Source organism: Cupriavidus sp. DL-D2, from assembly GCF_039710735.1.
Lineage (GTDB): Bacteria > Pseudomonadota > Gammaproteobacteria > Burkholderiales > Burkholderiaceae > Cupriavidus.
The window spans coordinates 39,390-64,540 of the sequence record NZ_JBDKXK010000065.1 but is presented as its reverse complement, the minus strand read 5'-3'; the positions used below and the strand labels follow the sequence as shown (position 1 = coordinate 64,540).

Here is a 25,151-nt window from a genome sequence, read left to right as displayed (position 1 = left end):
TGGCGGCGAGCAACAGATGCTGGCCGTCGGCCGCATCCTGCGCACCGGCGCAAACCTGCTGCTGCTCGATGAAATCTCGGAAGGGCTGGCACCGGTCATCGTGCAGGCACTGGCGCGCATGATCCTGATGCTCAAGAAGAAGGGCTACACGGTGGTGATGGTAGAGCAGAACTTCCGCTTTGCCGCACCGCTGGCGGATCGCTTCTACGTGATGGAGCACGGCGCGATAGTCGAGCGCTTTGCCGCGAACGAGCTGCAGGCCAAGATGCCGGTGCTCAATGAACTGCTGGGCGTGTAGACAGGAAAGGGATAACGCATTTCATGACATTCGATATTGGAATTCCCCTGCCCGCGCTGCTCTCGCAGTTGCTGCTCGGGCTCGTCAACGGCGCGTTCTACGCGATGCTGAGTCTTGGCCTCGCCGTGATCTTCGGCCTGCTCAACGTGATCAACTTCGCGCACGGCGCACTGTTCATGCTGGGTGCCGTGCTGGCGTGGGCCGGCATGGAATACGCCGGGCTCAACTACTGGGTCATGCTCGCGCTGTCGCCGCTGCTGGCCGGTGCGCTCGGCGTGCTCATCGAGAAGACGCTGCTGCGCTGGATCTACAAGCTCGATCACATCTACGGCCTGCTGCTCACCCTCGGTATCACGCTGGTGATCGAAGGTGTGCTGCGCTCGATCTATGGCGTGTCCGGCCTGCCCTACTCGCCGCCCGAACTGCTGCAAGGCGCGACGGACCTCGGCTTCATGATGCTGCCGAACTACCGTGCCTGGGTGGTGGTGGCATCGCTGGTGGTGTGCATCGCCACCTGGTACACGATTGAAAAGACCAAGCTCGGCGCCTACCTGCGCGCCGGCACGGAGAACCCGAAGATCGTGGAAGCCTTCGGCGTCAATGTGCCGCTCATGGTCACGCTGACGTATGGCTTCGGCGTGGCGCTGGCCGCGTTTGCCGGTGTGCTCGCCGCACCGGTGATCCAGGTGTCGCCATTGATGGGCCAGAACCTGATCATCGTGGTCTTCGCCGTGGTAGTGATTGGCGGCATGGGATCGATCATGGGTTCGATTCTCACCGGCCTGGGGCTGGGCGTGATCGAGGGCCTGACCAAGGTGTTCTATCCGGAAGCGTCGTCGACCGTGGTGTTCTTCATCATGGTGATCGTGTTGCTGCTGCGTCCCGCAGGTCTGTTCGGGAAGGAAAAATAATGCTGCAAAACCAAAATCGCCGCGGCCAGTTCGCGGTCTATGGCGTGGCACTGCTGGCCGTGCTGCTGGCGCCCGCGCTGGGCGTCTATCCGGTCTTCGTGCTCAAGGTGCTCTGCTTCGCGCTGTTCGCCTGCGCATTCAACTTGCTGATTGGCTATACCGGGCTGCTGTCGTTCGGTCATGCCGCATTCTTCGGCGGCGCGGGCTATGTGGCCGGACACGCCATGAAGGAATGGGGACTCACGCCTGAACTCGGTCTGCTGGCAGGTACGGCATTCGCCGCGTTGGCTGGATGGGCCATGGGCGCGCTGGCGATTCGTCGCCAGGGCATCTATTTCTCGATGATCACGCTGGCGCTCGCGCAGATGCTGTACTTCTTCTGCCTGCAAGCACCGTTCACGGGAGGCGAGGACGGCATTCAGGGCATCCCGCGCGGCAAGCTGCTCGGCTTCCTGCCGCTCGACAGCGACCTGACGCTGTATTACGTGGTGCTGGCCATCGTGGTGGTAGCGTTCGCACTGATCGTGCGTACGATCCACTCGCCGTTCGGGCAGATCCTGAAGGCGATCAAGGAGAACGAGCCGCGCGCGGTGTCGCTGGGCTATGACGTGGACCGCTTCAAGCTGCTGGCATTCGTGCTGTCGGCTGCGTTGTCCGGTCTGGCCGGTTCGCTGAAGGCGCTCGTGCTGGGCTTCGAGACGTTGACCGATGTGCACTGGTCGATGTCGGGGGCCGTCATCCTGATGACGCTCGTGGGTGGCCTCGGCACGCTGACCGGCCCTATCGTCGGCGCGCTGGTGGTAATCGCGCTGGAGAACAAGCTCGGTGACCTCGGCATGTTCCTGGCCAGCGCCACTGGCGTGGAGTGGTTCAACACGCTCGGCGAGTCGGTGACGATGGTCACCGGCATCATCTTCGTGATCTGCGTGCTGACTTTCCGTCGCGGCATTGTCGGCGAGATCATCGCTGTGGCAGACCAGTGGCGGGCGCGGCGCAAGACGGCCACCGCGCCGCTGGGCTCACATCTCGTCGATCGCGGTTGATGCGGTAACCGCGCCAGCATCCTTCTCCAGCGAGAAGCGGTCGCGCGTGGTCACATAGAAGCTGGCGCCGAAGCGGCCTACGGGGAAATATTCCTGCAGCCGCACGCGCCAGCGCTCCGTATCGATCAACCCATCGCGTGCATGCAGGCGCAGCACGCGACCGATGAAGATCTGGCGGCTTTCTGTCTCCAGCGTTTCCCAAAGATTGCATTCGAAGGCCACGGGCGCTTCCGCGATACGGGGCGGGGCCACCTGCGTGCACGGCGCGGGCGTCAGGCCCACGTGTGCGAGCTCGCTCACGTTAGGCGGCAAACGCTCGCCGCATCGATGCATCTTCTCGACCATCGCTTCATCGCCGAGGTGTACGACAAACTCGCCAGTCCGCACAATGTTGGCGGCGGTATCTTTCAACGCGCCGTCGTCAAGACGGTTCACGCTGATCATGACGATAGGAGGCTCTTCGCCCAGCATGTTGAACATCGAGAACGGCGCGGCGTTGGCGGTGCCGTCGGGACCCAGCGTGGTGACGAGTGCAATAGGTCGCGGCACGATCAGGCTGGCCATGAGTTTGTAGCGCTGATACTCGGTGATCGCGCTGAAATCGATTTCCATACTCTTCCTTTGTTCAGGGCTGCGGCAGCCCAAGCATCTGCGCCAGGCTCTTCTCGCCCGACATGCGCGAGGTTTCGATCCGCTGTTCCAGTTCGCGCAGGTGCGCTTCCATCCGGGCCACGGCGCCTTCCGCATCGCGTGCTTCGATGCACGCCACGATGGCCGCATGCTCGTCGTGCTCGCACGGTGCATGGCCCGGCGGCTCGTACAGCCCCACGATCAGCGAGCAGCGCGAGACCAGTTCGGTCAGGTAGCGTTGCAGCACCGCGTTGCGGGCCAGCGCGGCAATGCGCAGGTGGAATCCACTGGCCAGCCGCGCCCACGATGGCTGGTCGAAGCGGTGCATGGCATCGTGTTCGTCGGCAAGCTGGCGACGCAGTTCGCGCAGGTCATCCTCCGTCACGCGTTCCACCGCCAGCTCCACAAGCACACGCTCCATGGCGCGGCGCGCCTCGAAAATCTGGCTCGTTTCCTCGGGCGTGGGTTCGGCAATCACGGCACCCTTGTTGGGACGCAGTGCGACGATGCCATCATGCGCGAGCTTCTCGAGCACGCGGCGTACCACGGCACGGCCCACGCCGAACAGGCTGCATAGCTCGGGCTCGGGCAACTTGGTGCCGGGCGTCAGACGATGATTGAGTACGCCATCGAAGATGGCCTGGTAGATGCGCGTATCGGCGTCCACAGGCTCGATGGCCTCGGGCGCTTCGGTAGCGGGGGCGGGCTTCCGTGCGGCTTTGCTGGACATGACGTCGGTCAGGGAAACGATGGCCATGATGTTAGCGCGAAGCCGTTTTCGCAACCTGCTCCATCGCGTCGCAGATCGCGCCGGGCGTGGTCATCCACACATCGCCATGCGAGCGCCGCGCGGCGATATGCGCCAGTGCGCGCCGCAGGTGGCGCAGCCGGTACGGCTGGCCCACGAGATACGGATGCAGCGCAATGCCCATCACCAGCGGCTGGGGATGCTGCGGATGGTTGGCCTGCAGCAGCATCTCGTCGAACTGGTCGATGATCATATCGGCAAACGCCGCGCCGTCGAGCTGGCGACCGATGATCATCGGGATATCGTTCAGTTCCTGCGGATAGGGAATCGACCAGATCGCGTCGCCGTCGCGCGTCTGCATCGGCACCGGACGGTCATCGTGTGCCCAGTTCAGCGTGTAGCGGTAACCGGCTTCGGCCAGCAGATCCGGCGTGGCCATCGTCTCGGAGATCCATGGCGACAGCCAGCCCGTCGGGGCGCGACCGCTGTGCGACTGGATACGGTCGCGGCAATGTTCGATCAGTGCGCGCTCCCCTGCTTCATCGAATTCGCTCTGCCGATGCGCATTGGTATGACCATGGCCGATCAGTTCGTCTCCACGTTCCAGACAGGCGTCGAGCAGTTCCGGGCAGTGATCGTAGAGCGCGGTGTTCAGGATCACGCCGGCAGGCATCTCCAACTGATCGAACAACTCCAGGCAACGCCATGCGCCCACGCGATTGCCATACTCGCGCCAGCTGTAGTTCAGCACGTCAGGCTGCGGCGATACGGGGCCGAGGTTCGCACCCAACCCCTCGCCAAACGCGAAGTGCTCGATATTGAAGCCCAGATAGACGGCCAGCCGTGCGCCATTCGGCCAGCGGAAGTGATCGACATCGATGATGGGCCGATACGGAAAGCGGCCATGGTGGCGCAGCGGACCGAACGTGGGCGTCGCAGCCGCCTGCGCGGCAGCCAGCGGACTCGGATTGAGGGTCATGAACGTTGCCTTTCTTCTGGTTGGTGCATCCGCCGGGTCCGTACGCACCGCCTTCGTGCGTGGCGCCCCGTTTGTGATCGTATACACTGATCGATACCAATCGTTCGCAAATTGCGGGCCAGATCGTCAACGCTTGGAAATCCGTTATGTCGCGGACCTTGGGGTGGATTTGTCAACGCCGTGGCATGGCTCTTGCAAGCCCACCCGGCGAATCCCATCCAACCCCCGGAGATCTGCCATGTTTCGTCCCCAACGCCGCGCACTGCTCGCCACCGCCGCTGCCGCCCTTGCGATGACCACGCTGCCGGCGCTCGCCGCCGACACCATCAAGATCGGCCTGATCACGGCGCTGTCCGGCCAGTCTGCGCGGGCGGGCGAATCGCTGACGCGCGGTATCACCATCGCCATCGACGAGATCAACGCCCGTGGCGGCCTGCTGGGCGGCCGCAAGCTGGAACTGGTGCGCCGCGACGACGAAGGCAACCCGGCCAAGGGTGTGCTGGCTGCGCGCGAACTGATCTACAAGGAGAAGGTGGCGGTGCTGTTCGGCGGTCTCGATACGCCGGTCTCGCTGGCCATCGTGCCGATCGCCAACCAGGAGAAGGTGCCGTTCATGGGTCCGTGGGCCGCAGGCACGCCCATCACGCATAACGGCGCGAATCCGAACTTTGCCTTCCGTGTCTCGGCAGTGGACGAAGTGGTGGACAAGGCCATGGTGCAGTACGCGCAGAAGACTTTCAGCGCCACCAAGGTTGGCCTGATCCTCGTGAACAACCCGTGGGGTGAATCGAACGAGAAAGGCATCGTCGCCGCGATGGCCGCCAAGGGCGGCAAGCCGGTGGGCATCGAGAAATTCGAAGGCACCGATGTAGACGTGGTGCCGCAACTGGGCCGCCTGAAGGCTGCCGGTGCCGATGTGCTGCTGATGGTCGGCAACGTGGGGCCGTCGGCACAGGTCGTGAAATCGCTCGATCGCATGGGCTGGAAGGTGCCGGTGGTTTCGCACTGGGGCCCCGCAGGCGGCCGTTTCACCGAACTGGCGGGACCGAACGCGAAGAACGTTCACTTCGTGCAGACGTACAGCTTCTTCGGCACCCAGACTCCGGTCAGCAATCGCGTAGTGGCCGACCTCAAGGCCAAGTACAGCGACATCAAGGGGCCCGACGACATCACGCCTGCAGTGGGCGTAGCCAATGCGTACGACGCCACGCAACTCGCCGCGCTTGCTATCGCCAAGGCCGGCAGCACCAAGGGCGACGCGATCCGCGAAGGCTTCTACAAGATCGACCGCTACGAAGGTCTGATCAAGACCTACGTGAAGCCGTTCTCGCCGCAACAGCATGACGCGCTGGGCGAGAACGACTACGTGTGGGCGCAGTTCATCGACAACCGGATCGTGCCGGTGAAGAAGTAAGGCTTCCTGTTTCCGCCGCATTGTGTTCGCCCCTCTCCCGCAATGCGGGAGAGGGGCGAACACCGACAGCATTTTGATATCCCGCTGTTTTTGCTCCCCTCTCCCGCGCGGCGGGAGAGGGGTTGGGGGTGAGGGCCGGAGGGTCTGCTTGCCGACCACATGGCAATTTGCACCGCTGGCCCTCTCCCCCGCCCCTCTCCCGCTTGCGGGAGAGGGGAGAACACCCCGAAAGAAGAAAGAATAAGGACTCACCATGTTATGGATATCCGCCCTGATCAGCGGGCTTGGCCTGGGCAGCATGTACGGGCTGATGGCGCTGGGATTTCACATCACCTACGCGGTATCGGCCACGGTCAATTTCGCGCAGGGCAGCTCGATGATGCTGGGCGCCGTGCTCACCTACACGTTCGCGCAGACGCTGGGCTGGCCGATGCCGCTGGCTATCCTGCTGGCGCTCGCGCTGTGCGCGCTCTACGGCCTTGCCGTCGAATTCCTCGCAGTGCGTCCGTTTGCAAGCCGTGGCTCCAACGCGTGGCTGATGGCAACCGTAGCACTGGGAATCGTGCTCGATAACGTGGTGATGCTGTGGTTCGGCACGGAGCCGCGCAGCCTTCCCTCCCCGCTTGCCACGCAGTCGGTGCAACTCGGCAGCACGGGCGTGGGTGTCTATCCGCTGCAACTCGTGATTCCCGTCGTGGGCCTGGCGCTGGCCGCAGTCCTCCACTACGTGCTGCGCAAATCGCGCTGGGGCGTGGCGATGCTGGCCGTGGTGCAGAACCGCGATGCCGCACGCCTGATGGGGATTCCCATCCGTCGCACCGTCGCTGGCGCATTCGCACTCTCCACATTGCTCGCCGGTATCGCTGGCGTGCTGATCGCCCCGCTGTTCAATGTGCAGGCAGACATGGGCACGGTCTTCGGTCTCAAGGCGTTTGCCGTGGCGATTCTCGGCGGACTGTCGAGCGCATGGGGCGTGATGGTCGCCGGCCTGATCTTCGGCTTGGTCGAGGCACTGATCACGGCATCGCTGGGTTCCAGCTACACCCAGATCATCACGTTCGCGCTGGTGATCGCCATCCTGGCCCTGCGGCCCGATGGCCTCTTCGGTCGCGCGGAGGTACGCAAGGTATGAGCAAGACAATGACTTCGACGCTGCCAACAGCGCCTGCTGCCAACGCACCCCGCGCCGCCGCACCCGTGCTCGGCCTCGGCACGCCGCTGCAGATCGCATCAATGATCGCCGTGCTGGTGGCATCGGCCGCGCTCACGCTAACGCTCAACGGCTACTTTGTGTTCGTGATTGCTGGCGTTGCGATGCTGGCGATCTGCGGCGTCGGACTGAATCTGCTGCTTGGGCTGACTGGGCAGGTTTCGTTCGGCCATGTCGGTTTCTACGCCATCGGCGCCTATACGGTGGCGATCCTAACCGGACAGGCCGGCTGGAGCTTCTGGGCCGCATGGCCGGTGGGCATGCTGATCGCCGCCGTACTCGGCGCATTGCTGGCGCTGCCTGCGCTACGTGTCAAGGGGCCGGGTCTGGCGATGGTGACCATCGCCTTCGGCTTTATCGTCGAACACGGTGCGGTGGAATGGCGTGCCCTGACCGGCGGCCAGAATGGCCTGATGGGTATCGCGCAGCCTTCGCTGCCTGGTGTCGAAGGTGGCGAGCGCGCGCTGGCGCTGATCGCCATCGCCGTACTCGGTGTGGCGCTGGCGGCTTACGCGCGCATTTCGCGCGGTAGCTGGGGTGCCGCGATGCGTGCAGTACGCGACAGCGAAGCCGCCGCTGCATCGATCGGCGTGAATCCACTGGTGGTCAAGACCGTAGGCTTCGCATTCTCGGCAGCACTGGCCGGTCTGGCAGGCGGTCTCTTCGCGCCCTTGCAGGGCATGGTCACGCCGGGCATGTTCTCGTTCCTGCAGTCGATCCTGTTCGTGCTCGTGGTGATGATTGGTGGCGCGGGCACGGTGGCTGGCCCGGTGGCAGGCGCGATCATCGTCGGCCTGTTGCCCGAGATCCTGTCGAGCCTGGAAAACCTGCGCCTGCTGTGCTTCGGCGTACTGCTGCTGGTGGTGTTGTGGGTTGCACCGACCGGTCTCGTTGGTGTCGCAACATCCGCGTTCCGCCGCCTGCATCCCAAGGCCGCAGCCCAGCACGACGCCGTGACCGGTGCCACGCTGCCCGCGCGCGCACCAGAGGCGCGGCGAGGACTTTCCGCGCTCGGTCTGTCGATGGTGTTCGGCGGCGTGCGTGCCGTGGACAACCTCTCGTTCGATCTGCCGCCTGGACAGGTGACGAGCCTGATCGGCCCCAACGGTGCGGGCAAGTCCACCGTCCTGAACATGCTGTCAGGCTACTACCGTCCGCGCGCGGGGGGTCGCAAGCTCGGCAGCGACACCCTGCCCGCTCGTGGCGCGTGCCACAGCGCGCGGCAAGGCATCTCTCGCACCTACCAGACTACGCAACTGTTCGCGGGCATGAGTGCGCTGGATAACGTGGCGATTGCGCTGTCGCGCGGCAAGCTCGGGACGTTCCTCGGCATTGCCGGTTTCACCGCACCGTCCGTACGCGACGAAGCCCGCGCACTGCTGGCCGCCTGCGGCTACATGGGCAACCCCGACACGAGCGCGGCGGACCTCGCGCACGTGGATCGCCGACTCGTGGAAATCGCACGCGCACTGGCCACGCGTCCTGCCGTGCTGCTGCTCGATGAACCGGCCGCTGGCCTCTCGCGCGAAGACAAGGCCACGCTGGGCCGACTGCTGCGCAAGATTGCCGATAGCGGCGTGGCCGTGGGTCTGGTCGAACACGATATGTCGCTGGTCATGGACGTGTCGGACAGCATCGTCGTGATCGACGCAGGCCAGCATCTGGCTGCGGGCACGCCCGATGCCGTACGCGAGGACCCCGCCGTGCGCCGCGCGTATCTCGGCGATGCGGCAGCGGTACCTACGCGTCATCGGGCGGCATCGAAGAACGCTGCGCAGTTGCCCGAAGTCATCGGCGTCAGCCGCCTGCGTGCCGGCTATGGCGCGGCCCCCGTGCTGCACGATGTGGATCTGCAGGTGCGCGAGGGCGAGATGGTGGCGCTCCTCGGCGCCAATGGTGCAGGCAAATCCACGTTGATGCGTGCGATGGCCGGCCTGCATCGCCCTGTGCAAGGCGGCATCACATTCGACGGCACCGACCTGGCCCGACTCGATGCCGCACGCATCGTCGAAATGGGTGTGGTGCTGGTGCCCGAAGGCCGGCAGGTCTTCCCTGAACTGTCAGTGCTCGACAACCTGAAACTCGGCGCCTTCCCCTCTGGCCGCATCGCGCGCTCAGAGATGCTGCAGCGGGTTGAATCGATGTTCACGCGCTTTCCGCGTCTGCGCGAGCGGCAGCATCAGCGCGCCGGGCTGCTGTCCGGCGGAGAGCAGCAGATGCTGGCCGTGGCGCGTGGCCTGATGTCGAAGCCGACCGTGGTGCTGCTCGACGAGCCATCGCTGGGCCTCGCGCCGAAGGTTATCGACGAACTGTTCGCCTCGCTCGACAAGCTGCGCGAAGCCTCGATCACGATTCTGCTGGTAGACCAGATGGCGGCACTTGCGCTGTCTCTGGCAGACCGCGCCTACGTGCTCGAAGAAGGCCGCGTGGTGGCGAGCGGCGATGCGGAGACGCTGGCGCGCGATCCCGCACTGGTGCAGGCTTACCTCGGCGGACAACACGCATGAGCCGGCTCGCCACTTCCCGCGCGGGCATGGTCACCAGCCCGCATGCACTGGCCAGCGAGGCGGGGCTGGAAGTCCTGCGCGCCGGCGGAAATGCCATCGAGGCCGTGATCGCCATCGGCGCAACGCTGGCCGTGACTTACCCGCACTTCACGGGATTGGGCGGCGATGCGTTCTTCATCGTCAGCGATGGCGCGGGCAACGTGCGCACGTTGTCCGGCATAGGGCAGGCCGCCGGCACGCTGCCGGACTACGGCGATGCGATTCCCACGCGCGGCGCCGCGTCCGCCCTCACCACCGCTGCCACGGTCGATACCTGGGACCGCGCGTTCGCCATCAGCCGCGGCCAGTGGGGCGGCACCCAGAATTGGAGCAGTTTGTTCCAGCGCGCCATCACGCTGGCGCATGAAGGATTCGAGGTCACGCCATCGCAACGCTTCTGGCAAGCGTTCCGCAAGGACGAAGTTGGTAGCTGGCCCGGCTTCTCGAGCACGTTCATGCCTGATGGCAGGCTGCCCGAAGCCGGCGATTGGCTGCGCCAACCCGCGCTGGGCCGCAGCCTGGCGCGCATTGCCACGCATGGCGCGCGCGAATTCTACGAAGGCGAACTGGCCGAGCGTATCGTCGCTGGTCTGCGCGAAGCGGGTTCTCCGTTGTCGATGCAGGATCTGGCCCGCACTGCCGCGCGCGATGAAGCGCCGCTGCGCGTGCCGTATCGCGGCGGCGAGCTACTGAGCCTGCCGCCGCCCACGCAAGGTGTGACCACGCTGCAGATCATGGGCATCCTGGAGCGGTTCGACATCGGGAGCCTGGAGGAAGGCAGCGCGGACTACTACCACGTGCTCGTGGAGGCCGTGAAACAGGCGTTCATCGAACGCAACCGCTACGTGGCGGACCCCGAGTTCCATGCCGTGCCGACGGACGAGATGCTGTCGCCGACGCGCCTTTCCGCACTGGCCGCGCATATCGATATGACGCACGCATTGCCGTGGCCACACGTCTACCAGCATGGCGACACCGTGTATCTGGCGGCAGTGGATAGCGAAGGCCGCTGCGCGAGCGTGCTGCAGACCGTGTATTTCGACTGGGGCAGCGGCGTGGTGGCCGGCGATACCGGCATCCTGTGGCACAACCGTGGCGCCGCCTTCAGCACGGACACGCGGCATCCCAATTGCATTGCAGCAGGAAAGCGTCCGTTTCATACGTTGAACCCCGGCATGTACCTGCGCGGCGGCAAGCCGCGATTGCTCTATGGCACACAGGGTGCGGATGGTCAGCCGCAGACGCTTGCGGCGGTGCTGACCCGAATGATCGACCACGGCATGGACCCGCTCACCGCGCTGTCGCGGCCACGTTTTCTGCTCGGCCGCACATTCTCCGATACGCGCGACAGCCTCAAGATCGAGGCCGATGCCGGCGACGATGTGATCGCTGCGCTGGCCGCGCGCGGGCACGAGGTCAGCGTCATCCCCGCGCAAAGCCCGCTGGCAGGCCATCCCGGTGCCATCGCGTTGTACGACGACGGACACCGTGCAGGCGCCCACGACCCGCGCAGCGACGGCATCGCCATGAGCGCGTGAGGGGCTTGCATCATCAGATGACAATCCTGTTGCATCATGCAGGCAAGGCGAAGCCTGCATGACGAGGGGATGACAACCCTGCGTTGTGTAGCGGTTTTGTATCGGTCCGGAACCGATGCCGGGGCGCCCCGTCCAATGCAATGACTGTCGACTGCGGATCACGATGCAATGCAGCGTGCAAGCTGCAGCGCGATAGTCCAGAATCTCGACGGAGAGGCGCCCCCCAGCATCGGCACATCGCCGATGAAGTACCGCTGAGAAGCGCGTCCCTATGTCCCCAGCAACCGCTCCCCTCTCGCCAAGGAGAACACCGTGCTGAGCCCACATGAACTTGCCACGCTGATGCTGATCGGCAATGGCCCCCAAACGCGTAACGACACCACTGCCGCATCGCGTGAAATCGATCCCGTCGATCTCGACGCCCTGATCAACCACGAACTGGTGGTCCTGCAATCCGAACAGGGCAAACGCCCTTGCCCGCAGATCACCGCGCACGGCCGCTCGATGCTGGCCGCCGTGGGTCGAATGGGCTGACGGCGTATCAGTGGTTCACCGACAGGCAAGTGCCCTGCCTGTGCTTATCATCCCGTGAATACGGCGCTGCGTATCGCCCAGCGCCGCATTCACACTCATGACACAACCCTCCTCCACCGGCTGGCAATCGGACATTCCCGCACGACTTGACCGTCTGCCGTGGTCGGCATGGCACTGGCGTGTAGCCATTGCGCTCGGCGTTGCGTGGGTGCTCGACGGTCTGGAAGTCACGTTGGTCGGTTCGGTGGGCGCCGTGCTGGAACGGCCCGACACGCTGGCGCTCGATGCCACGCAGGTGGGCTGGAGCGGCTCGCTCTACATCCTCGGGGCTGTGTTCGGCGCACTGGTCTTCGGGCGGATGGCCGACCGGCTCGGCCGCAAGAAGCTGTTCCTCGCCACGCTGGCGGTCTACATGGCTGCCACGCTCGCCACCGCCTTCTCGCCCAACTTCGCGTTCTTCGCGGTGTGCCGATTTGTCACAGGCCTGGGCATCGGTGGCGAATACGCAGCCATCAACTCGGCCATCGACGAACTGATCCCCGCCCGCGTGCGCGGCCGTGTGAACCTGGCGATCAATGGCAGTTTCTGGCTCGGCGCCGCATTGGGGGCCGGACTCAGCCTGGTGCTGCTCGATCCTCGTGTATTCGGCCCGGTCTGGGGCTGGCGTGTCTGTTTCGGCCTGGGCGCCCTGCTGGCCGTGGCTATCGTGCTGATCCGCCGGCATATCCCGGAGAGTCCACGCTGGCTGACCACCCATGGCCGGCATGCGGAAGCCGGCCGGGTCATCGACGCCATTGAAGCCGAGGTATCACGCCAGCATGGCCCGCTGCCCGCCGTGGACCCGCGCGCCCTGGTGGCCTATGCCGGCAAACCCATCCCCGCGCTGGGCGATATCGTGCGCCTGCTGGTCCACCGCTACCGTTCGCGCAGCGTTGTGGTGCTGGCGCTGATGGTGGCGCAGGCATTCTTCTACAACGCCATCTTCTTCACCTACGCGCTGGTGCTGACGCGCTTCTATGCCGTGCCGGACGAGCGCGTGGCGCTCTACATCTTCCCGTTCGCGCTCGGCAACGCGCTGGGTCCGTTCCTGCTAGGACCATTGTTCGATCGCATCGGGCGTCGCAAGATGATTGCCGTGACCTATGTGCTTTCCGGGATCGGACTTGCGGCCACGGGCTGGGCCTTTGTGGAAGGACACCTCGATGCGCGCTCGCAGGCGCTATGCTGGTCCGCCGTGTTCTTCCTGGCGTCGGCAGCCGCAAGCTCGGCCTACCTGACCGCCAGCGAGGTCTTCCCACTGGAAATGCGCGCGCTGGCCATCTCCGTGTTCTACGCCGTGGGCACGGGCACCGGTGGTTTCATCGCGCCAGTGCTGTTCGGCATGCTGATCGAGACCGGCAGCCGCGGCGCGGTGGCTATCGGCTACGGCATCGGCGCCACCCTGGTGATCGTGGCGGGGCTGATGGCGCTGCGATTCGGCGTGGATGCAGAACGACGGGCGCTGGAGGACATTGCGCCGCCGCTGGGCGCCGAGAGGGACTGACCGGCCCTTTGGTTGACCCTTTGATTGGACGCAAACGGCTGGCCGCCACTTTGAGAACCGTCCCATATCGCTTCGTCGGCCCTCATCCGAGAATGGTTGCACCGGGCGCCAATGCGCTGCCGGGCCAACAACCAACCGAGGGGCACAACCATGAATGCAGCAACCCTGGCAGCCGACACCACGGCTTCCACATCGGCATCCACATCGGCATCCACATTCGCTGACACCACCTTGGCAGCCGACCATCATTTCTCGATCCACCATCTCGAAGGCTGCCTGGGCCGGGTGCGGACGCCGACCGAGGAAGAGATTGGCGCGGCTGTTGCGGATCTTGAAACGCTGGATACCCGCGCCGATGCCGACTTCAACCGGACGCTGCCGCCGCTTCGGCCGGGCCAGCGGTGTTCCGTGGTGCAGCTCGAAGGCTGTCTGGGCCATCTGGCTTCATGTTCCGCGCCAACGCTGGAAGAACTGGACGCAGTCATTGCCGACGCAGCCAGCGCGCACTACCTCGGGAGCTTCGCATGATCGGACTGGATTCGAACATCGTGCTGAGATTCCTTGCGCGAGATGACCCCAGCATGACACCGAGGGCGACTTCCATCATGAGGTCACTCTCCACGAGCCTGCGGGGTTTCATCCCGATTGCCGTGCTGGTCGAGGTGGTCTGGACCATGCGGCGCCACTACGGCGCGGACCGGAGCACGATCGCGCGCGTCGTCGAATACATGATCCGCAGCGACGAACTGGTCGTGGAATCATCCGATGTCGTGAAATCGGCGCTACACCTGTTCCGGGAGAAAAAAGGCGATTTCGCCGACTGCCTGATCACGCGCACATGTGAGGCGGCCGGCTGCTCGCAGACGCTCACGTTCGATCGCAAAGCAAAGGAAAACGGCATGCGCCTGGTCAACTAGCTCAATCCATCCAGCACCATATGCTGCCCATGCACCGCCTCTGCCGCATCCGAGGCCAGGAACGCCACGGCGCGCGCCGCCGCGCCGGTAGACACCCAAAGCGCATGGTCGGCAGCAGGCATCGCGTGCCGGTTGGCGGGGGTATCGAGAATACTCGGGGCGATGCTGTTCACGTTGATGCCCGAGCTACGCACCTCGTGGGACAGGCTTTCTACCAGCCGCTGCAACGCGCTCTTGGACGCGGTGTAGGCGCCCATCGCCGCGGCGCCCTGGCTGGCAGCTCGCGCGGACACGGCCACTACTTTTCCGCGCTGCTGGAACTTCATCGCCGGAATGAAGTGGCCGGTAACGGCCACGAAGGACCATGCATTGAGATCCATCATCCGTACAAACGACTCGCGGCTCAGCGCGTGGGTGGGCTCACCCATCTCGAACCCGCCGGCCACATGCACAAGCACATCGACCGAGCCCAATGCATCGAGGATGGCTGCTGCCACCGGGGCCATGGCCGTATCCGATGTGACATCGGCGGCGTGCAGCAAGGTACCGCCGTGGTCGGGTTCGGGATGGGCGAACACGCTCTGCAGATGCTGCAGGTCGCGGTCGATCAGCGCAAGCCGCGCGCCTTCCGCTGCAAACCGGCTGGCGATGGCACGGCCGAGGGCGCCGGCGGCACCGGTGATGACAACATGACGGCGGACGGCACTGGCTTCCATGGCGATCTCCTGGAAAGGGGGTGTCTGCCCCGCTGGGGTCTCTCAACCATAGTGCGTGGCACCGCGCTTCGCCAGATGCGGCGTCGGAGGCAACTGTACAGTGGCGGATCACGGCATCTGTGCATGGTTGGCCGCGCAATGTTGGGGCATGATGCCGCACCACCCCGCCACGGGGCCATCGCACCCAGGATCACAATTGCCGCTTTCCCGCCTCAAACAGAGCGATACGCTGCTTGCCGTGCTGGCGCTCATCGCGTCGATGGCGTCGCTATGCATTGGCACATCGTTCGCCAAAAGCCTGTTTGGCGCCGTCGGCGCACAAGGCACGGTTGCCATGCGCGTGTCGTTCGCCGCGCTGATCCTGATTGCTGTCTGGCGGCCCTGGCGCTTTCCGCTGTCGGGCGCCCATGCCCGCGCCATCGCGCTGTACGGGGCCGCGCTCGGCGCCACGAACCTGCTGTTCTATATGTCGCTGCGCACGATCCCCCTGGGTCTGGCCATTGCGATCGAATTCACCGGGCCACTGGCGGTGGCGGTGCTGTCATCACGCCGCGCCATCGACTTCGTGTGGATCGCATGTGCCGTACTGGGTCTGATCCTGCTGCTACCGCTCGGCGAAGCCTCGACGCATCTGGACCCGGTCGGTATCGGCTACGCGCTGGCTGCCGGCGTGGGTTGGGCGCTCTATATCGTGTTCGGCCAGATGGCGGGAAACGCCCATGGTGGGCAGGCGACCTCGCTGGGCATGACCATGGCAGCCATCGTGGCGGTGCCGTTTGGCGTGGCGCATGCAGGAACCGACCTGTTCAGCCCGGCGCTGCTGCTATCCGGGCTGGCCGTCGGCCTGATGTCGAGCGCGATTCCCTATTCGCTGGAAATGGTGGCGTTGAAGCGGCTGCCGCGCCGCACATTCGGCATTCTGCTGAGCCTGGAGCCGGCCATGGGCGCACTGGCTGGACTGGCCTTCCTGCACGAACAGCTGACGCCCATCCAGTGGGTGGCCATCGGGGCCATCATCACGGCGTCCATCGGCTGCACAGTGACGGCGCGCGGAAAGCGACCGCCGCCGCAGGACGAAGCTCAGTTGGCGGCGAACCAGTCGGCTGGCAACCACTGAGGCGTCAGCCGGCCGGGATGTGCCGGGGCAGGCGCGCCCAGCGTCAGGCTGACTTCATGCAGGAAGCTGTCCTCCGGATTGCGGCGTGCGGAGAAGCCGCACTCGCGCATGATCGCCAGCATGCGGCGGTTCTCGCTGAGGACGTCGCCACGCATCCCCCGCAGCTTGCGGGTCCGCGCAATGTTCTGGAGCCGCTGGATCAGGCGCCGCCCCAGCCCCTTGCCCTGCCAGCCATCGGCCACCACGACGGCGAGGTCGGCCACGCCTTCGGCATTCACCACGTATTCGGCCTTGCCAATGATCGTCTCCTCACCATCCGGCGACGGCGAAGTCAGCACCACGGCCACATCGCGATCCGGCCGATAGCCAATGAAACTCTCGATGATCGTGTCGGCAACCCGTCCGCCGGTCAGATAGCGGTAGTAGCGGCTCTCCAGCGACAAGCCATCAATGAAGGCGCGCAGCCCGGCGCGGTCCGTGTGCCGTACCGCGCGCAGCGTCACGCGCGCACCGCCCGATACCTGCCACGATTCTTCCGCGTTCGGCATCCCCGTATAAGCAGCAGCACCCTGTGTTTGGCTCATGACAACCCCTGACTACGTTTTACATAGCCAGAAGCATAGTCGAAACCCTAGCTTTTGCAAATGAAGTTAGGGCTGCTATGCTGAAGTCATGGACAAGACACCTATCGCGTCACCCGAAACCCCGACGATCAGCCCCGCTGACTTTGCTCAGTGCTCGATTGCCGGCACCTTGTCGCTCATCGGCGAGAAGTGGACCATTCTTATCTTGCGGGATGTGTTCTCGGGTGTGCGACGATTCGACGATTTCCTGGAGCGGCTCCAGTGCTCGCCCGCCGTCCTGTCTGCCCGGCTGAAAACGCTGACCGAGGCCGGCCTGCTCCGCAAGATTGGCTACAAGGAGCCGGGCGAGCGCGAGCGCTTTGCCTATCACCCCACCCGCGCCGCGGTCGAGCTGCTGCCCGTGATCGTGGGCTTGATGCAATGGGGCGACGACCACCTGACAACCTGCGGACAAGGCCCGGCCGAAATCCGCTCGAAGGTCAACGGCCTCAAGGTCCGCGCAGCGCTTGTCGACGAAAACAACGATCCTGTGGCACCGAATGAAATGGCGTTGATTTCGTTGTTGGTGCCAGTCAGAGCAGACGACTAGCCATCGCCGCCGAAGCAGACATGATGAGCGCCTCAACGAGCTTTAGCGCTCACTCATGAGTACTAAACACAAATAAGCGCTCATATGCGAGCGATTAAATCGATGCTGCTTGACGGCTGGATGATGCTTGCCCAATAATGCAGCAACCTCCGAAAGAATATAAGCGCTCACATGGGATCGATTAAACCGCCTAAAAGATCGTACATGAGCGATAGGAACACCGCCGTCGTCCCTACTCCGGTTTCGCGCGCTCTGATAAAGCTCGGTCGCGATTTATCGATGGCTCGAAGGAGGCGGATGCTGACCCAGCAGTCGATGGCCGAACGCATCCAGACATCTGTGTCCACGCTGCGACGCCTGGAAAAAGGCGACCCCCGCATTCCGATCGGCACCATCGCGCAAGCAATGTTCGTATTGGGCGAACTGGAAAAGATCAGCGGCTTGCTGGAGACTGCCGACGACGACATCGGGCTGACCCTGATGAATGAACAACTTCCTCAGCGGGTTCGAGGCAAGAAGCAAAAGCCTGATTCGGGAGCACTCTGATCCATGGCCCCGACGCGGAAGAAGGTTGGCGTCGCCTTGGGTCAGCGGGCCATACCGCTTGGCGAACTCGCCTATGCCCGTGACGGACGACGGGAGCATTCGTCATTCGCCTACGACGCCGCTTGGCTATCCGACTCGGCAAAGTTCTCGGTCTCCCCTGACCTTCCTCTCGTCTCAGGCAACCAGTTCCGGAAAGCACCGAGCAAAGACGACTCAATCTTCCATTTCGCGTTTGCGGACACCGAACCCGATGGTTGGGGCTGCCGCGTGATCGCGCGCGACCATGCCAAGCGCCGTAAAGCTGCGCAGCGAAACGACCTTCCTGTGCCATCGGCAGAACTGACCGAAATGGACTACCTGCTCGGGGTCGACGACACAAGCCGGATCGGCGCCATCAGACTCGTCGATCCAGAAACCAGGCGTTTCCTGCGCGTCATTGAAGACGGTGAGCGCGGCACACCACCGCTTCTGGAGCTTGCGCAACTGATGGCGGCGTCGCGCGCAGTGGAATTGAACAAGGAAACGGAAGCCGACCTGCGATATCTGCGCGGCCGGGGAACGTCGATAGGCGGCATGCGCCCGAAATGCACGATCGTCGACGACGACGGGCATCTGGCGATCGGAAAGTTTCCCAGCGTGAAGGACGATCGCAGCGTCACCCGAGGCGAAGTCCTTGCCCTGCAACTGGCTGCTGCAGCCGGAATCAACGTCTCCGACTCGCGCGTCGTCATGTCCGACGACATCCCCGTGGCACTGATTCGCCGGTTCGATCGCGTTGAAGGCGGAGGCCGGATTCCCTATCTTTCCGCCGGTTCAATGATGCAGGCATCCCGGCAAGACGACCACGCCTACACGCAGATCGCGGAAACCATCATTGCAAACAGTGCGCGTCCCGCCGAGGACCTTGAAGAGCTATGGCGTCGCCTCGTCTTCAATCTGCTGATTACGAATGTCGACGACCACGTGCAAAACCACGGTTTTCTCCACGTCGCTCACGGACAATGGCGCCTGGCGCCCGCGTTCGACATCAATCCCTTCCCCGACAAGGACCAGGAACTCAAGCTTTGGCTCGATGAAGCCTATGGCCCGGTGGATTCCATCAAAGCCGTCATCGGCGTGGCAAGCTACTTCAGGCTGGATTCGTCCGCAGTCCAGCGCGTGCTTAGGCAAGTCTGTCGTGCCATCGGCACGTGGATGGATGTTGGCAAGTCCGCTGCGGTGGGCATGTCGAACCGCGATCTGGACGATTTCGCGCCCGCGTTTGAGAACGCCCAGATGCGGATTGCCAAGACGCTCTTGAAGTAGTCCCACGCACCGCCCCCGCACATTGCACTGCACCATAGCCGTGCGAACGCCCAAGTCTGGCGCTGCACCATAACGCGCATACGGGCATCAAAACGCACTTGTTCGGCGCTTTTTTCCGTCCCAAGCCCCCTCCAAGCCACTTCCCACCCCTGGCACACCGCTTGCGATATAGAGCGTGGGCCGGTCAACGGCGACTGTCCCACCCCACATAAAACGACGGCTATGCCATGTAGCCGTCTGTCAGGACAACGGCGTCCCCTGAACTGGTCACTCTTGCCAGATTCTCGGGACGCCTTTTGTTTTTGGAGCACGAGAATGAACGGCAAAGCCACCCGGATCGAACTGCTGAATTTCAGCACGCCGCAGATGCGCGCTTTCCACCTGACCTGGATGGCGTTTTTCGTCTGCTTCTTCGCTTGGTTCGCTTGTGCGCCGCTGATGCCCGTGCTCAAGGGTGAATTCGGTCTGACGCCTGGTCAGATCGCCAATATCAATATCGCCGCCGTGGCCGTCACCATCATCGTGCGCCTGATCATCGGGCCGATGTGTGATCGCTTTGGCCCGCGCAAGACCTACACCGGCCTGCTCGCCATCGGCGCCATCCCCGTGATCGGCGTGGCGTTCGCGCAGAGTTACGAGACCTTCCTGTTCTTCCGCCTGCTGATTGGTGCGGTGGGTGCCAGCTTCGTGATCACGCAGTACCACACGTCGGTGATGTTCGCGCCAAACGTGGTGGGTACGGCCAATGCCGCGTCGGCGGGCTGGGGCAATGCCGGCGGCGGGGCCGCGCAGGGCGTGATGCCGCTGCTGCTGGCCGCCGTGCTGTTCCTCGGTGTGGATCACGCCATGGGCTGGCGCGTGGCGCTGATCGTGCCGGGCGTGCTGATGCTGGTGATGGCGTTCATCTACTGGCGATTCACGCAGGACTGCCCCGAAGGCAACTTTGCCGATCTGCGCGCACGTGGCATTGCGGTGAGCGGTGGCAAAGGCGGTGGCGGCTGGGCTAGCTTCCGCGCGGCCAGCACCAACTATCGCGTCTGGCTGCTGTTCATCACGTACGGCGCATGTTTCGGCGTGGAGATCTTCATCCATAACGTGGCCGCCACGTTCTATGTGGATCGCTTCGGCCTGTCGCTGTCGGCAGCTGGCATGGCAGCGGCGAGCTTCGGCCTGCTGGCGCTGTTTGCCCGTGCGCTGGGCGGCTATGTGTCGGATCGCTTTGCGCGCCGTCGCGGCCTCGATGCCCGCTCCATCGTGCTGTTCGTCTTCATTCTTGGCGAAGGCCTGGGCCTGCTGGCCTTTGCCCACGCCTCGGGCGTGGCCATGGCGATCGTCGCAATGCTCGTCTTCGGCCTGTTCACCCACATGGCCTGCGGCGCCACGTATGCGCTGGTGCCGTTTATCGATCGCAAGGCGCTGGGCGGTGTGGCCGGGATCATCGGCGCAGGCGGCAACGTGGGCGCAGTGGCCGCGGGCTTTCTGATGAAGGGTCTGGGCGATCTGCAGCAAACGCTGACGTATCTCGGCGTGGCCGCCACGCTGGCCGCGCTGTGCGCCATTGCCGTGCGCTTCAGCGCCGAGCACAAGGCGCAGGAGCAAGCCCTCTACGAAAACGCCCTCGCCAACTAATCGACAAAGCACAACATCCCCGCACAAGGAAAGCATCATGAAGATCATCATCGTCGGGCACGGCATGGTCGGCCACAAGTTCCTGGAATGCCTGGCTGAAGCCGGCGCGCAGGACCTCGAAGTGACGGTGCTCTGCGAGGAGCCGCGTCCTGCCTACGATCGCGTTCACCTGTCCGAGTTCTTCGCGGGCAAGTCCGCCGATGACCTGTCGCTGGTGCCGGAAGGCTTCTTCACGCAGCACAACAACATGCTGCTGCGCCTGAACGCGAAGGCCACGGCCATCGACACCGCCACGCGTACGGTCACCACTTCTACCGGCGAAACGCTCTCCTACGACAAGCTCGTGCTGGCCACCGGCTCGTATCCGTTCGTGCCGCCGCTGCCGGGCAAGGATCGCAAGGACACGTTCGTCTATCGCACCATCGAAGACCTCGAAGCGATGCTGGAATGCGGCAAGCGCGCGAAGTCCGGTGTGGTGATCGGCGGCGGCCTGCTGGGCCTGGAATGCGCCAAGGCCCTGCGCGACATGGATCTGGAAACGCATGTCGTCGAATTCGCGCCGCGCCTGATGGCTGTGCAGGTGGACGATGGTGGCGGCCGCATGCTGCGCCAGAAGATCGAAGACCTCGGCGTCAAGGCGCACACGGGCAAGAACACCGTGGAGATCGTCGATGGCGTGGATGGCACGCACCGCATGAACTTCACCGATGGTTCGCACCTGGACACCGACATGATCGTGTTCTCGGCGGGCATCCGTCCGCGTGACGAACTGGCGCGCGACAGTGGCCTGAATATCGGCCCGCGCGGCGGCATCGTGATCGACAACAATTGCCTGACCTCGGACCCGCACGTCTACGCTATCGGCGAATGCGCGCTGTGGGACGGCAAGATCTACGGTCTGGTCGCGCCCGGCTACGACATGGCGCGTGTGGCCGCGCGCCACCTGCGCGGCGAAGCTGCCGAGTTCGGCGGCGCCGACATGAGCACCAAGCTCAAGCTGATGGGTGTGGACGTGGCCAGCATCGGCGATCCGCACGGCAATGTGCCGGGCAGCCGTTCGTACCAGTTCACCGACGAGCGCAAGCAGGTCTACAAGAAGCTCGTGGTGTCCGATTGCGGCAAGTTCCTGCTCGGCGGCGTGCTCGTTGGCGACGCCGAGGAATACGGCACACTGCTGCAGATGATGCTGAACCGCATCGAGTTGCCCGAGTCGCCCGAATTCCTGATCCTGCCCTCCTCCGATGGCCAGGCCAAGCCCGCGCTGGGCGCCGACGCATTGCCTGACACCGCACAGATCTGCTCGTGCAACAACGTCAGCAAGGGCCAGATCTGCGCCGCCGTGACCGATGGCGCCACCAGCATCGGCGCGCTGAAGACCTGCACCAAGGCCGGCACGGCGTGCGGCGGCTGCGTGCCGCTGGTCACGCAGATCATGAAGGCCGAGATGAAGAAGCAGGGCATGGCGGTGAACAACCATCTCTGCGAACACTTCCCGTATTCGCGCCAGGAGATGTATCACCTGGTGCGCGTGGGCAAGTTCAAGTCGTTCGACGATCTGCTGGCCGCGCACGGCAAGGGCCTGGGCTGCGATATCTGCAAGCCCACGGTCGGCAACATCCTGGCTTCGTGCTGGAACGATTTCGTGCTCAAGGAAGAGCACGCCAGCCTGCAGGATTCCAACGACTACTTCCTCGCCAACATCCAGAAGGACGGCACGTACTCGGTGGTGCCGCGCATGCCGGGTGGCGAAGTCACGCCCGATGGACTGATCGCCGTGGGTCAGGTGGCCAAGAAGTACGGCCTCTACACCAAGATCACGGGCGGTGCGCGCGTGGACATGTTTGGCGCTCGCCTCGAAGAACTGCCGCTGATCTGGGAGGAACTGGTTGCCGCCGGCTTCGAGTCGGGCCATGCGTACGGCAAATCCCTGCGCACCGTGAAATCGTGCGTCGGCTCCACATGGTGCCGCTATGGCGTGGATGATTCGGTCGGCCTCGCCATCGACATCGAGAACCGCTACAAGGGCCTGCGTGCACCGCACAAGATCAAGTTCGGCGTCTCCGGCTGCACGCGGGAATGCGCCGAAGCACAGGGCAAGGACGTGGGCATCATCGCCACGGAAAAGGGCTGGAACCTCTACGTGTGCGGCAACGGCGGCATGAAGCCGCGCCACGCCGAACTGCTGGCGGGCGATCTGGATCGCGAAACGCTGATCCGCTACGTGGACCGCTTCCTGATGTTCTACGTGCGCACCGCCGACCGCCTGCAACGCACCAGCACCTGGCGCGACAACCTCGAAGGCGGCCTGGACTACCTGAAGTCCGTGATCATCGACGACAAGCTTGGTATCGGTGCCGAACTCGAAAGCGAGATGCAGCATGTGGTGAACACCTACGAGGACGAGTGGAAGAAGGCCATCACCGACCCCGAGACCCGCAAGCGTTTCCGCCACTTCGTGAACAGCGACATGCGCGACGACAACCTCGTTTTCCTCGAAGAGCGCGGCCAGATCCGCCCGGCCACGCCGGAGGAACGGAACTTGCAGCGTTCCCGCCTGAACCACATTCCTGTGGTTGCCGTGCCCGCCAATGCAGCCTGATACGCGTCAAATTGAGGAGAACGTGATGAATCAAGCCCACCATCCCGAAACCTGGACGGCCATCTGCACCTTGCGCGACATCGTGCCCAATACTGGTGTGTGCGCGCTGATCGGCAAGCAGCAGGTTGCAGTGTTCCGCATCGGCCGTGGCGAAGACGTCTACGCGATTGCCAATTTCGATCCGAACTCGCAGGCCAATGTGCTCTCGCGCGGGCTGGTCGGTAGCCTGGGCGATCGCGTCGTGGTGGCGTCACCGATCTACAAGCACCACTTCGACCTGCGCACGGGCGAGTGCCTGGAAGCACCGGAGCACTCCATCGACGCCTTCTCCGCACGGGTCTACGACGGCAAGGTGTGGGTCGCCACCGAAGCGGTGACGCGCGAGACCGAGGAAGCATCCGAGGAAGAATTGGCTGCCTGAATTACGGGCCGCCTGAAAGCGGGCGGCCCTCTACCGGATGACGCTTATGATGTCCCCCTCCCCGACCGCCGTCGCTCAAACCGCTCCCGCACGCCCCCGGCTGGTCGTCGTCGGCAACGGCATGGCCGGTATGCGCACCGTCGAGGAACTGCTGAAGCTGGCACCGGACCTTTACGACATCACCGTCTTCGGCGCCGAGCCGCACGGCAACTACAACCGCATCCTGTTGTCACCGGTGCTCGCTGGCGAGAAGACCGTTGACGACATCATGCTCAACACGCGCGACTGGTACACGCAGCACGGGATCGAGCTGCTGGCCGGCGACCCCGTGGTGGCCATCGATCGTCCGCGCCGCGTCGTGCGCTCGGCATCGGGCCGCGAAGTCCGCTACGACCGCCTGCTGCTGGCTACCGGCTCCAAGCCGTTCATCATCCCCGTGCCGGGCCACACGCTCGATGGCGTGATCGCATTCCGCGACATCCAGGACGTGGAGACCATGTTGCACGCCGCGCGCAATCATCGCCACGCGGTGGTCATCGGCGGCGGACTGCTGGGGCTCGAAGCGGCCAACGGTCTGATGCGTCAGGGCATGGACGTGACCGTGGTCCATCTGGCCGATACGCTGATGGAGCGCCAGCTCGACAAGCCCGCCGCCGAACTGCTCAAGGGCGCGCTCGAACGCAAGGGGCTGCGCTTCCTGCTTAACGCGCAGACCGCCGGCATCCTTGGCGATGAGCGCGTGACCGGCGTGCTGTTCAAGGACGGCACGCGGATTCCCGCCGATCTCGTAGTGATGACCGCAGGCGTGCGTCCCAATATCGAACTGGCGGCCGGCGCCGGGCTGCGCTGCGAGCGCGCCATCGTCGTGGATGACACACTGCAGACCTTCGACCCCCGCATCTACGCCGTGGGCGAATGCGTGCAGCACCGCCAGGCCACATTCGGCCTCGTGGCACCGATCTGGGATCAGGCGCGCGTCTGCGCCGCCCATCTGGCTGGCGCCGGGCATCGCCGTTACGTGCAGCAAGCCACGGCCACCAAACTCAAGGTGACGGGCGTGGATCTCTACTCGGCTGGCGATTTCATCGGCACCGAAGGCAGCGAAGACCTCGTGCTACGCGATCCGCGCCGGGGCGTCTACAAGCGGCTCGTGCTGCAGGACGGCCGCCTCGTTGGCGCCGTGCTCTATGGCGATGTGAAAGACGGCCCGTGGTACTTCGACCTGATCCAGAGTGGCAAGCCCGTGGCCGCGCTGCGCCAGCGCCTGCTGTTCGGCCAGGCGCAATGCGACGCGCTGGCTGCCTGATTGCCTGATCGCCACAAACCGGAAATCG

Annotated in this window: 23 protein-coding genes and 1 pseudogene; 19 read left to right on the top strand and 5 right to left on the bottom strand. The window is 64.3% G+C overall.

The genetic code is table 11. The features are described 5' to 3' along the window. From ABDB81_RS25670 to ABDB81_RS25660, 3 genes and pseudogenes are all read left to right on the top strand, one after another. Positions 1-298: pseudogene (locus tag ABDB81_RS25670) on the top strand (ABC transporter ATP-binding protein); the annotation flags it as partial. 23 nt (positions 299-321) lie between these two features. Continuing rightward, on the top strand, positions 322-1,209 hold the full coding sequence (locus ABDB81_RS25665) for a branched-chain amino acid ABC transporter permease (protein WP_160473978.1): 888 nt from the start codon (positions 322-324) through the stop codon (positions 1,207-1,209). Next, on the top strand, positions 1,209-2,252 hold the full coding sequence (locus tag ABDB81_RS25660) for a branched-chain amino acid ABC transporter permease (RefSeq protein ID WP_346813951.1): 1,044 nt from the start codon (positions 1,209-1,211) through the stop codon (positions 2,250-2,252). Before ABDB81_RS25665 ends, ABDB81_RS25660 begins: the two co-directional genes overlap by 1 nt. On the opposite strand, the gene ABDB81_RS25655 is transcribed toward ABDB81_RS25660, so the two are convergent. The 3 genes from ABDB81_RS25655 to ABDB81_RS25645 are packed head-to-tail and all read right to left on the bottom strand — an operon-like array spanning position 2,229 to position 4,609. Further along, positions 2,229-2,864, bottom strand: coding sequence for a flavin reductase family protein (locus ABDB81_RS25655; protein ID WP_137925392.1), 636 nt, complete (start codon positions 2,862-2,864; stop codon positions 2,229-2,231). The two genes, ABDB81_RS25660 and ABDB81_RS25655, sit on opposite strands and share 24 nt — an antisense overlap. 13 nt (positions 2,865-2,877) lie before the next feature. Next, entirely contained in the window at positions 2,878-3,639 is a 762-nt protein-coding gene (locus ABDB81_RS25650; RefSeq protein WP_346813950.1) for a GntR family transcriptional regulator, read from the bottom strand. A gap of 4 nt (positions 3,640-3,643) precedes the next feature. Then, positions 3,644-4,609 (bottom strand): polysaccharide deacetylase family protein, encoded by a 966-nt coding sequence (locus tag ABDB81_RS25645; RefSeq protein ID WP_346813949.1) that lies wholly within the window; start codon positions 4,607-4,609, stop codon positions 3,644-3,646. Positions 4,610-4,847: 238 nt separating this feature from the next. Between ABDB81_RS25645 and ABDB81_RS25640 the strand changes: the two genes are divergently transcribed. From ABDB81_RS25640 to ABDB81_RS25605, 8 genes are all read left to right on the top strand, one after another. Continuing rightward, the gene (locus tag ABDB81_RS25640) at positions 4,848-6,023 is read left to right on the top strand and encodes an ABC transporter substrate-binding protein (protein WP_160473982.1); all 1,176 of its coding nucleotides are present in this window, start codon (positions 4,848-4,850) and stop codon (positions 6,021-6,023) included. A gap of 253 nt (positions 6,024-6,276) precedes the next feature. Beyond that, entirely contained in the window at positions 6,277-7,155 is an 879-nt protein-coding gene (locus tag ABDB81_RS25635) for a branched-chain amino acid ABC transporter permease (RefSeq protein WP_346813948.1), read from the top strand. An 8-nt stretch (positions 7,156-7,163) separates the two neighbouring features. Continuing rightward, on the top strand, positions 7,164-9,740 hold the full coding sequence (locus ABDB81_RS25630; RefSeq protein WP_346813947.1) for an ATP-binding cassette domain-containing protein: 2,577 nt from the start codon (positions 7,164-7,166) through the stop codon (positions 9,738-9,740). After that, positions 9,737-11,317: a gamma-glutamyltransferase family protein gene (locus ABDB81_RS25625; protein ID WP_346813946.1), complete on the top strand. Its 1,581-nt coding sequence runs from the start codon at positions 9,737-9,739 to the stop codon at positions 11,315-11,317. Before ABDB81_RS25630 ends, ABDB81_RS25625 begins: the two co-directional genes overlap by 4 nt. 312 nt (positions 11,318-11,629) lie before the next feature. Then, a complete protein-coding gene (locus tag ABDB81_RS25620; RefSeq protein WP_137925397.1) occupies positions 11,630-11,851 on the top strand; it encodes a hypothetical protein in 222 nt (73 codons plus the stop codon). Between the two features lie 97 nt (positions 11,852-11,948). Further along, positions 11,949-13,394: an MFS transporter gene (locus ABDB81_RS25615; RefSeq protein WP_346813945.1), complete on the top strand. Its 1,446-nt coding sequence runs from the start codon at positions 11,949-11,951 to the stop codon at positions 13,392-13,394. A 150-nt stretch (positions 13,395-13,544) separates the two neighbouring features. Beyond that, a complete protein-coding gene (locus tag ABDB81_RS25610; protein ID WP_346813944.1) occupies positions 13,545-13,922 on the top strand; it encodes a hypothetical protein in 378 nt (125 codons plus the stop codon). Then, the gene (locus ABDB81_RS25605; RefSeq protein WP_346813943.1) at positions 13,919-14,311 is read left to right on the top strand and encodes a type II toxin-antitoxin system VapC family toxin; all 393 of its coding nucleotides are present in this window, start codon (positions 13,919-13,921) and stop codon (positions 14,309-14,311) included. The genes ABDB81_RS25610 and ABDB81_RS25605 overlap by 4 nt, the downstream gene beginning before the upstream one ends. On the opposite strand, the gene ABDB81_RS25600 is transcribed toward ABDB81_RS25605, so the two are convergent. After that, entirely contained in the window at positions 14,308-15,027 is a 720-nt protein-coding gene (locus ABDB81_RS25600; protein ID WP_137925401.1) for an SDR family oxidoreductase, read from the bottom strand. The two genes, ABDB81_RS25605 and ABDB81_RS25600, sit on opposite strands and share 4 nt — an antisense overlap. Positions 15,028-15,223: 196 nt before the next feature. Between ABDB81_RS25600 and ABDB81_RS25595 the strand changes: the two genes are divergently transcribed. Continuing rightward, positions 15,224-16,144 (top strand): DMT family transporter, encoded by a 921-nt coding sequence (locus ABDB81_RS25595; protein WP_237380569.1) that lies wholly within the window; start codon positions 15,224-15,226, stop codon positions 16,142-16,144. Here ABDB81_RS25595 and ABDB81_RS25590 read toward each other — a convergent pair. Continuing rightward, positions 16,108-16,728 carry a GNAT family N-acetyltransferase gene (locus ABDB81_RS25590; protein ID WP_137925402.1) on the bottom strand — a complete coding sequence of 207 codons (621 nt, stop codon included), beginning with the start codon at positions 16,726-16,728 and terminating at the stop codon, positions 16,108-16,110. The genes ABDB81_RS25595 and ABDB81_RS25590 overlap by 37 nt on opposite strands. A gap of 88 nt (positions 16,729-16,816) precedes the next feature. Between ABDB81_RS25590 and ABDB81_RS25585 the strand changes: the two genes are divergently transcribed. The 7 genes from ABDB81_RS25585 to ABDB81_RS25555 all read left to right on the top strand — a co-directional run bounded on the left by ABDB81_RS25585 (position 16,817) and on the right by ABDB81_RS25555 (position 25,123). Next, on the top strand, positions 16,817-17,317 hold the full coding sequence (locus ABDB81_RS25585; RefSeq protein WP_346813942.1) for a helix-turn-helix domain-containing protein: 501 nt from the start codon (positions 16,817-16,819) through the stop codon (positions 17,315-17,317). Between the two features lie 171 nt (positions 17,318-17,488). Next, entirely contained in the window at positions 17,489-17,863 is a 375-nt protein-coding gene (locus tag ABDB81_RS25580; protein WP_346813941.1) for a helix-turn-helix transcriptional regulator, read from the top strand. A gap of 3 nt (positions 17,864-17,866) precedes the next feature. Continuing rightward, positions 17,867-19,168 carry a type II toxin-antitoxin system HipA family toxin gene (locus ABDB81_RS25575; protein ID WP_346813940.1) on the top strand — a complete coding sequence of 434 codons (1,302 nt, stop codon included), beginning with the start codon at positions 17,867-17,869 and terminating at the stop codon, positions 19,166-19,168. Between the two features lie 315 nt (positions 19,169-19,483). Then, the gene (locus tag ABDB81_RS25570; RefSeq protein ID WP_346813939.1) at positions 19,484-20,797 is read left to right on the top strand and encodes an MFS transporter; all 1,314 of its coding nucleotides are present in this window, start codon (positions 19,484-19,486) and stop codon (positions 20,795-20,797) included. Positions 20,798-20,834: 37 nt separating this feature from the next. Beyond that, entirely contained in the window at positions 20,835-23,396 is a 2,562-nt protein-coding gene (gene nirB, locus ABDB81_RS25565; protein WP_160473990.1) for a nitrite reductase large subunit NirB, read from the top strand. A 25-nt stretch (positions 23,397-23,421) separates the two neighbouring features. Then, positions 23,422-23,817 (top strand): nitrite reductase small subunit NirD, encoded by a 396-nt coding sequence (gene nirD, locus ABDB81_RS25560; RefSeq protein WP_137925408.1) that lies wholly within the window; start codon positions 23,422-23,424, stop codon positions 23,815-23,817. A gap of 49 nt (positions 23,818-23,866) precedes the next feature. Then, positions 23,867-25,123 (top strand): FAD-dependent oxidoreductase, encoded by a 1,257-nt coding sequence (locus ABDB81_RS25555; protein WP_160474702.1) that lies wholly within the window; start codon positions 23,867-23,869, stop codon positions 25,121-25,123. The last annotated feature ends 28 nt before the right edge of the window (positions 25,124-25,151 follow it).

Excerpts from the sequence above, each read along its gene's own strand:
- ABDB81_RS25645 (WP_346813949.1), bottom strand. The coding sequence starts at position 4,609 with ATGACCCTCAATCCGAGTCCGCTGGCTGCCGCGCAGGCGGCTGCGACG.
- ABDB81_RS25605 (WP_346813943.1), top strand. The coding sequence starts at position 13,919 with ATGATCGGACTGGATTCGAACATCGTGCTGAGATTCCTTGCGCGAGAT.
- ABDB81_RS25615 (WP_346813945.1), top strand. The coding sequence starts at position 11,949 with ATGACACAACCCTCCTCCACCGGCTGGCAATCGGACATTCCCGCACGA.
- ABDB81_RS25665 (WP_160473978.1), top strand. The coding sequence starts at position 322 with ATGACATTCGATATTGGAATTCCCCTGCCCGCGCTGCTCTCGCAGTTG.
- ABDB81_RS25570 (WP_346813939.1), top strand. The coding sequence starts at position 19,484 with ATGAACGGCAAAGCCACCCGGATCGAACTGCTGAATTTCAGCACGCCG.
- ABDB81_RS25655 (WP_137925392.1), bottom strand. The coding sequence starts at position 2,864 with ATGGAAATCGATTTCAGCGCGATCACCGAGTATCAGCGCTACAAACTC.
- ABDB81_RS25610 (WP_346813944.1), top strand. The coding sequence starts at position 13,545 with ATGAATGCAGCAACCCTGGCAGCCGACACCACGGCTTCCACATCGGCA.
- ABDB81_RS25630 (WP_346813947.1), top strand. The coding sequence starts at position 7,164 with ATGACTTCGACGCTGCCAACAGCGCCTGCTGCCAACGCACCCCGCGCC.
- ABDB81_RS25640 (WP_160473982.1), top strand. The coding sequence starts at position 4,848 with ATGTTTCGTCCCCAACGCCGCGCACTGCTCGCCACCGCCGCTGCCGCC.
- ABDB81_RS25585 (WP_346813942.1), top strand. The coding sequence starts at position 16,817 with ATGGACAAGACACCTATCGCGTCACCCGAAACCCCGACGATCAGCCCC.
- ABDB81_RS25580 (WP_346813941.1), top strand. The coding sequence starts at position 17,489 with ATGGGATCGATTAAACCGCCTAAAAGATCGTACATGAGCGATAGGAAC.
- ABDB81_RS25660 (WP_346813951.1), top strand. The coding sequence starts at position 1,209 with ATGCTGCAAAACCAAAATCGCCGCGGCCAGTTCGCGGTCTATGGCGTG.
- nirB (WP_160473990.1), top strand. The coding sequence starts at position 20,835 with ATGAAGATCATCATCGTCGGGCACGGCATGGTCGGCCACAAGTTCCTG.
- nirD (WP_137925408.1), top strand. The coding sequence starts at position 23,422 with ATGAATCAAGCCCACCATCCCGAAACCTGGACGGCCATCTGCACCTTG.
- ABDB81_RS25625 (WP_346813946.1), top strand. The coding sequence starts at position 9,737 with ATGAGCCGGCTCGCCACTTCCCGCGCGGGCATGGTCACCAGCCCGCAT.
- ABDB81_RS25590 (WP_137925402.1), bottom strand. The coding sequence starts at position 16,728 with ATGAGCCAAACACAGGGTGCTGCTGCTTATACGGGGATGCCGAACGCG.
- ABDB81_RS25600 (WP_137925401.1), bottom strand. The coding sequence starts at position 15,027 with ATGGAAGCCAGTGCCGTCCGCCGTCATGTTGTCATCACCGGTGCCGCC.
- ABDB81_RS25575 (WP_346813940.1), top strand. The coding sequence starts at position 17,867 with ATGGCCCCGACGCGGAAGAAGGTTGGCGTCGCCTTGGGTCAGCGGGCC.
- ABDB81_RS25635 (WP_346813948.1), top strand. The coding sequence starts at position 6,277 with ATGTTATGGATATCCGCCCTGATCAGCGGGCTTGGCCTGGGCAGCATG.
- ABDB81_RS25555 (WP_160474702.1), top strand. The coding sequence starts at position 23,867 with ATGTCCCCCTCCCCGACCGCCGTCGCTCAAACCGCTCCCGCACGCCCC.
- ABDB81_RS25650 (WP_346813950.1), bottom strand. The coding sequence starts at position 3,639 with ATGGCCATCGTTTCCCTGACCGACGTCATGTCCAGCAAAGCCGCACGG.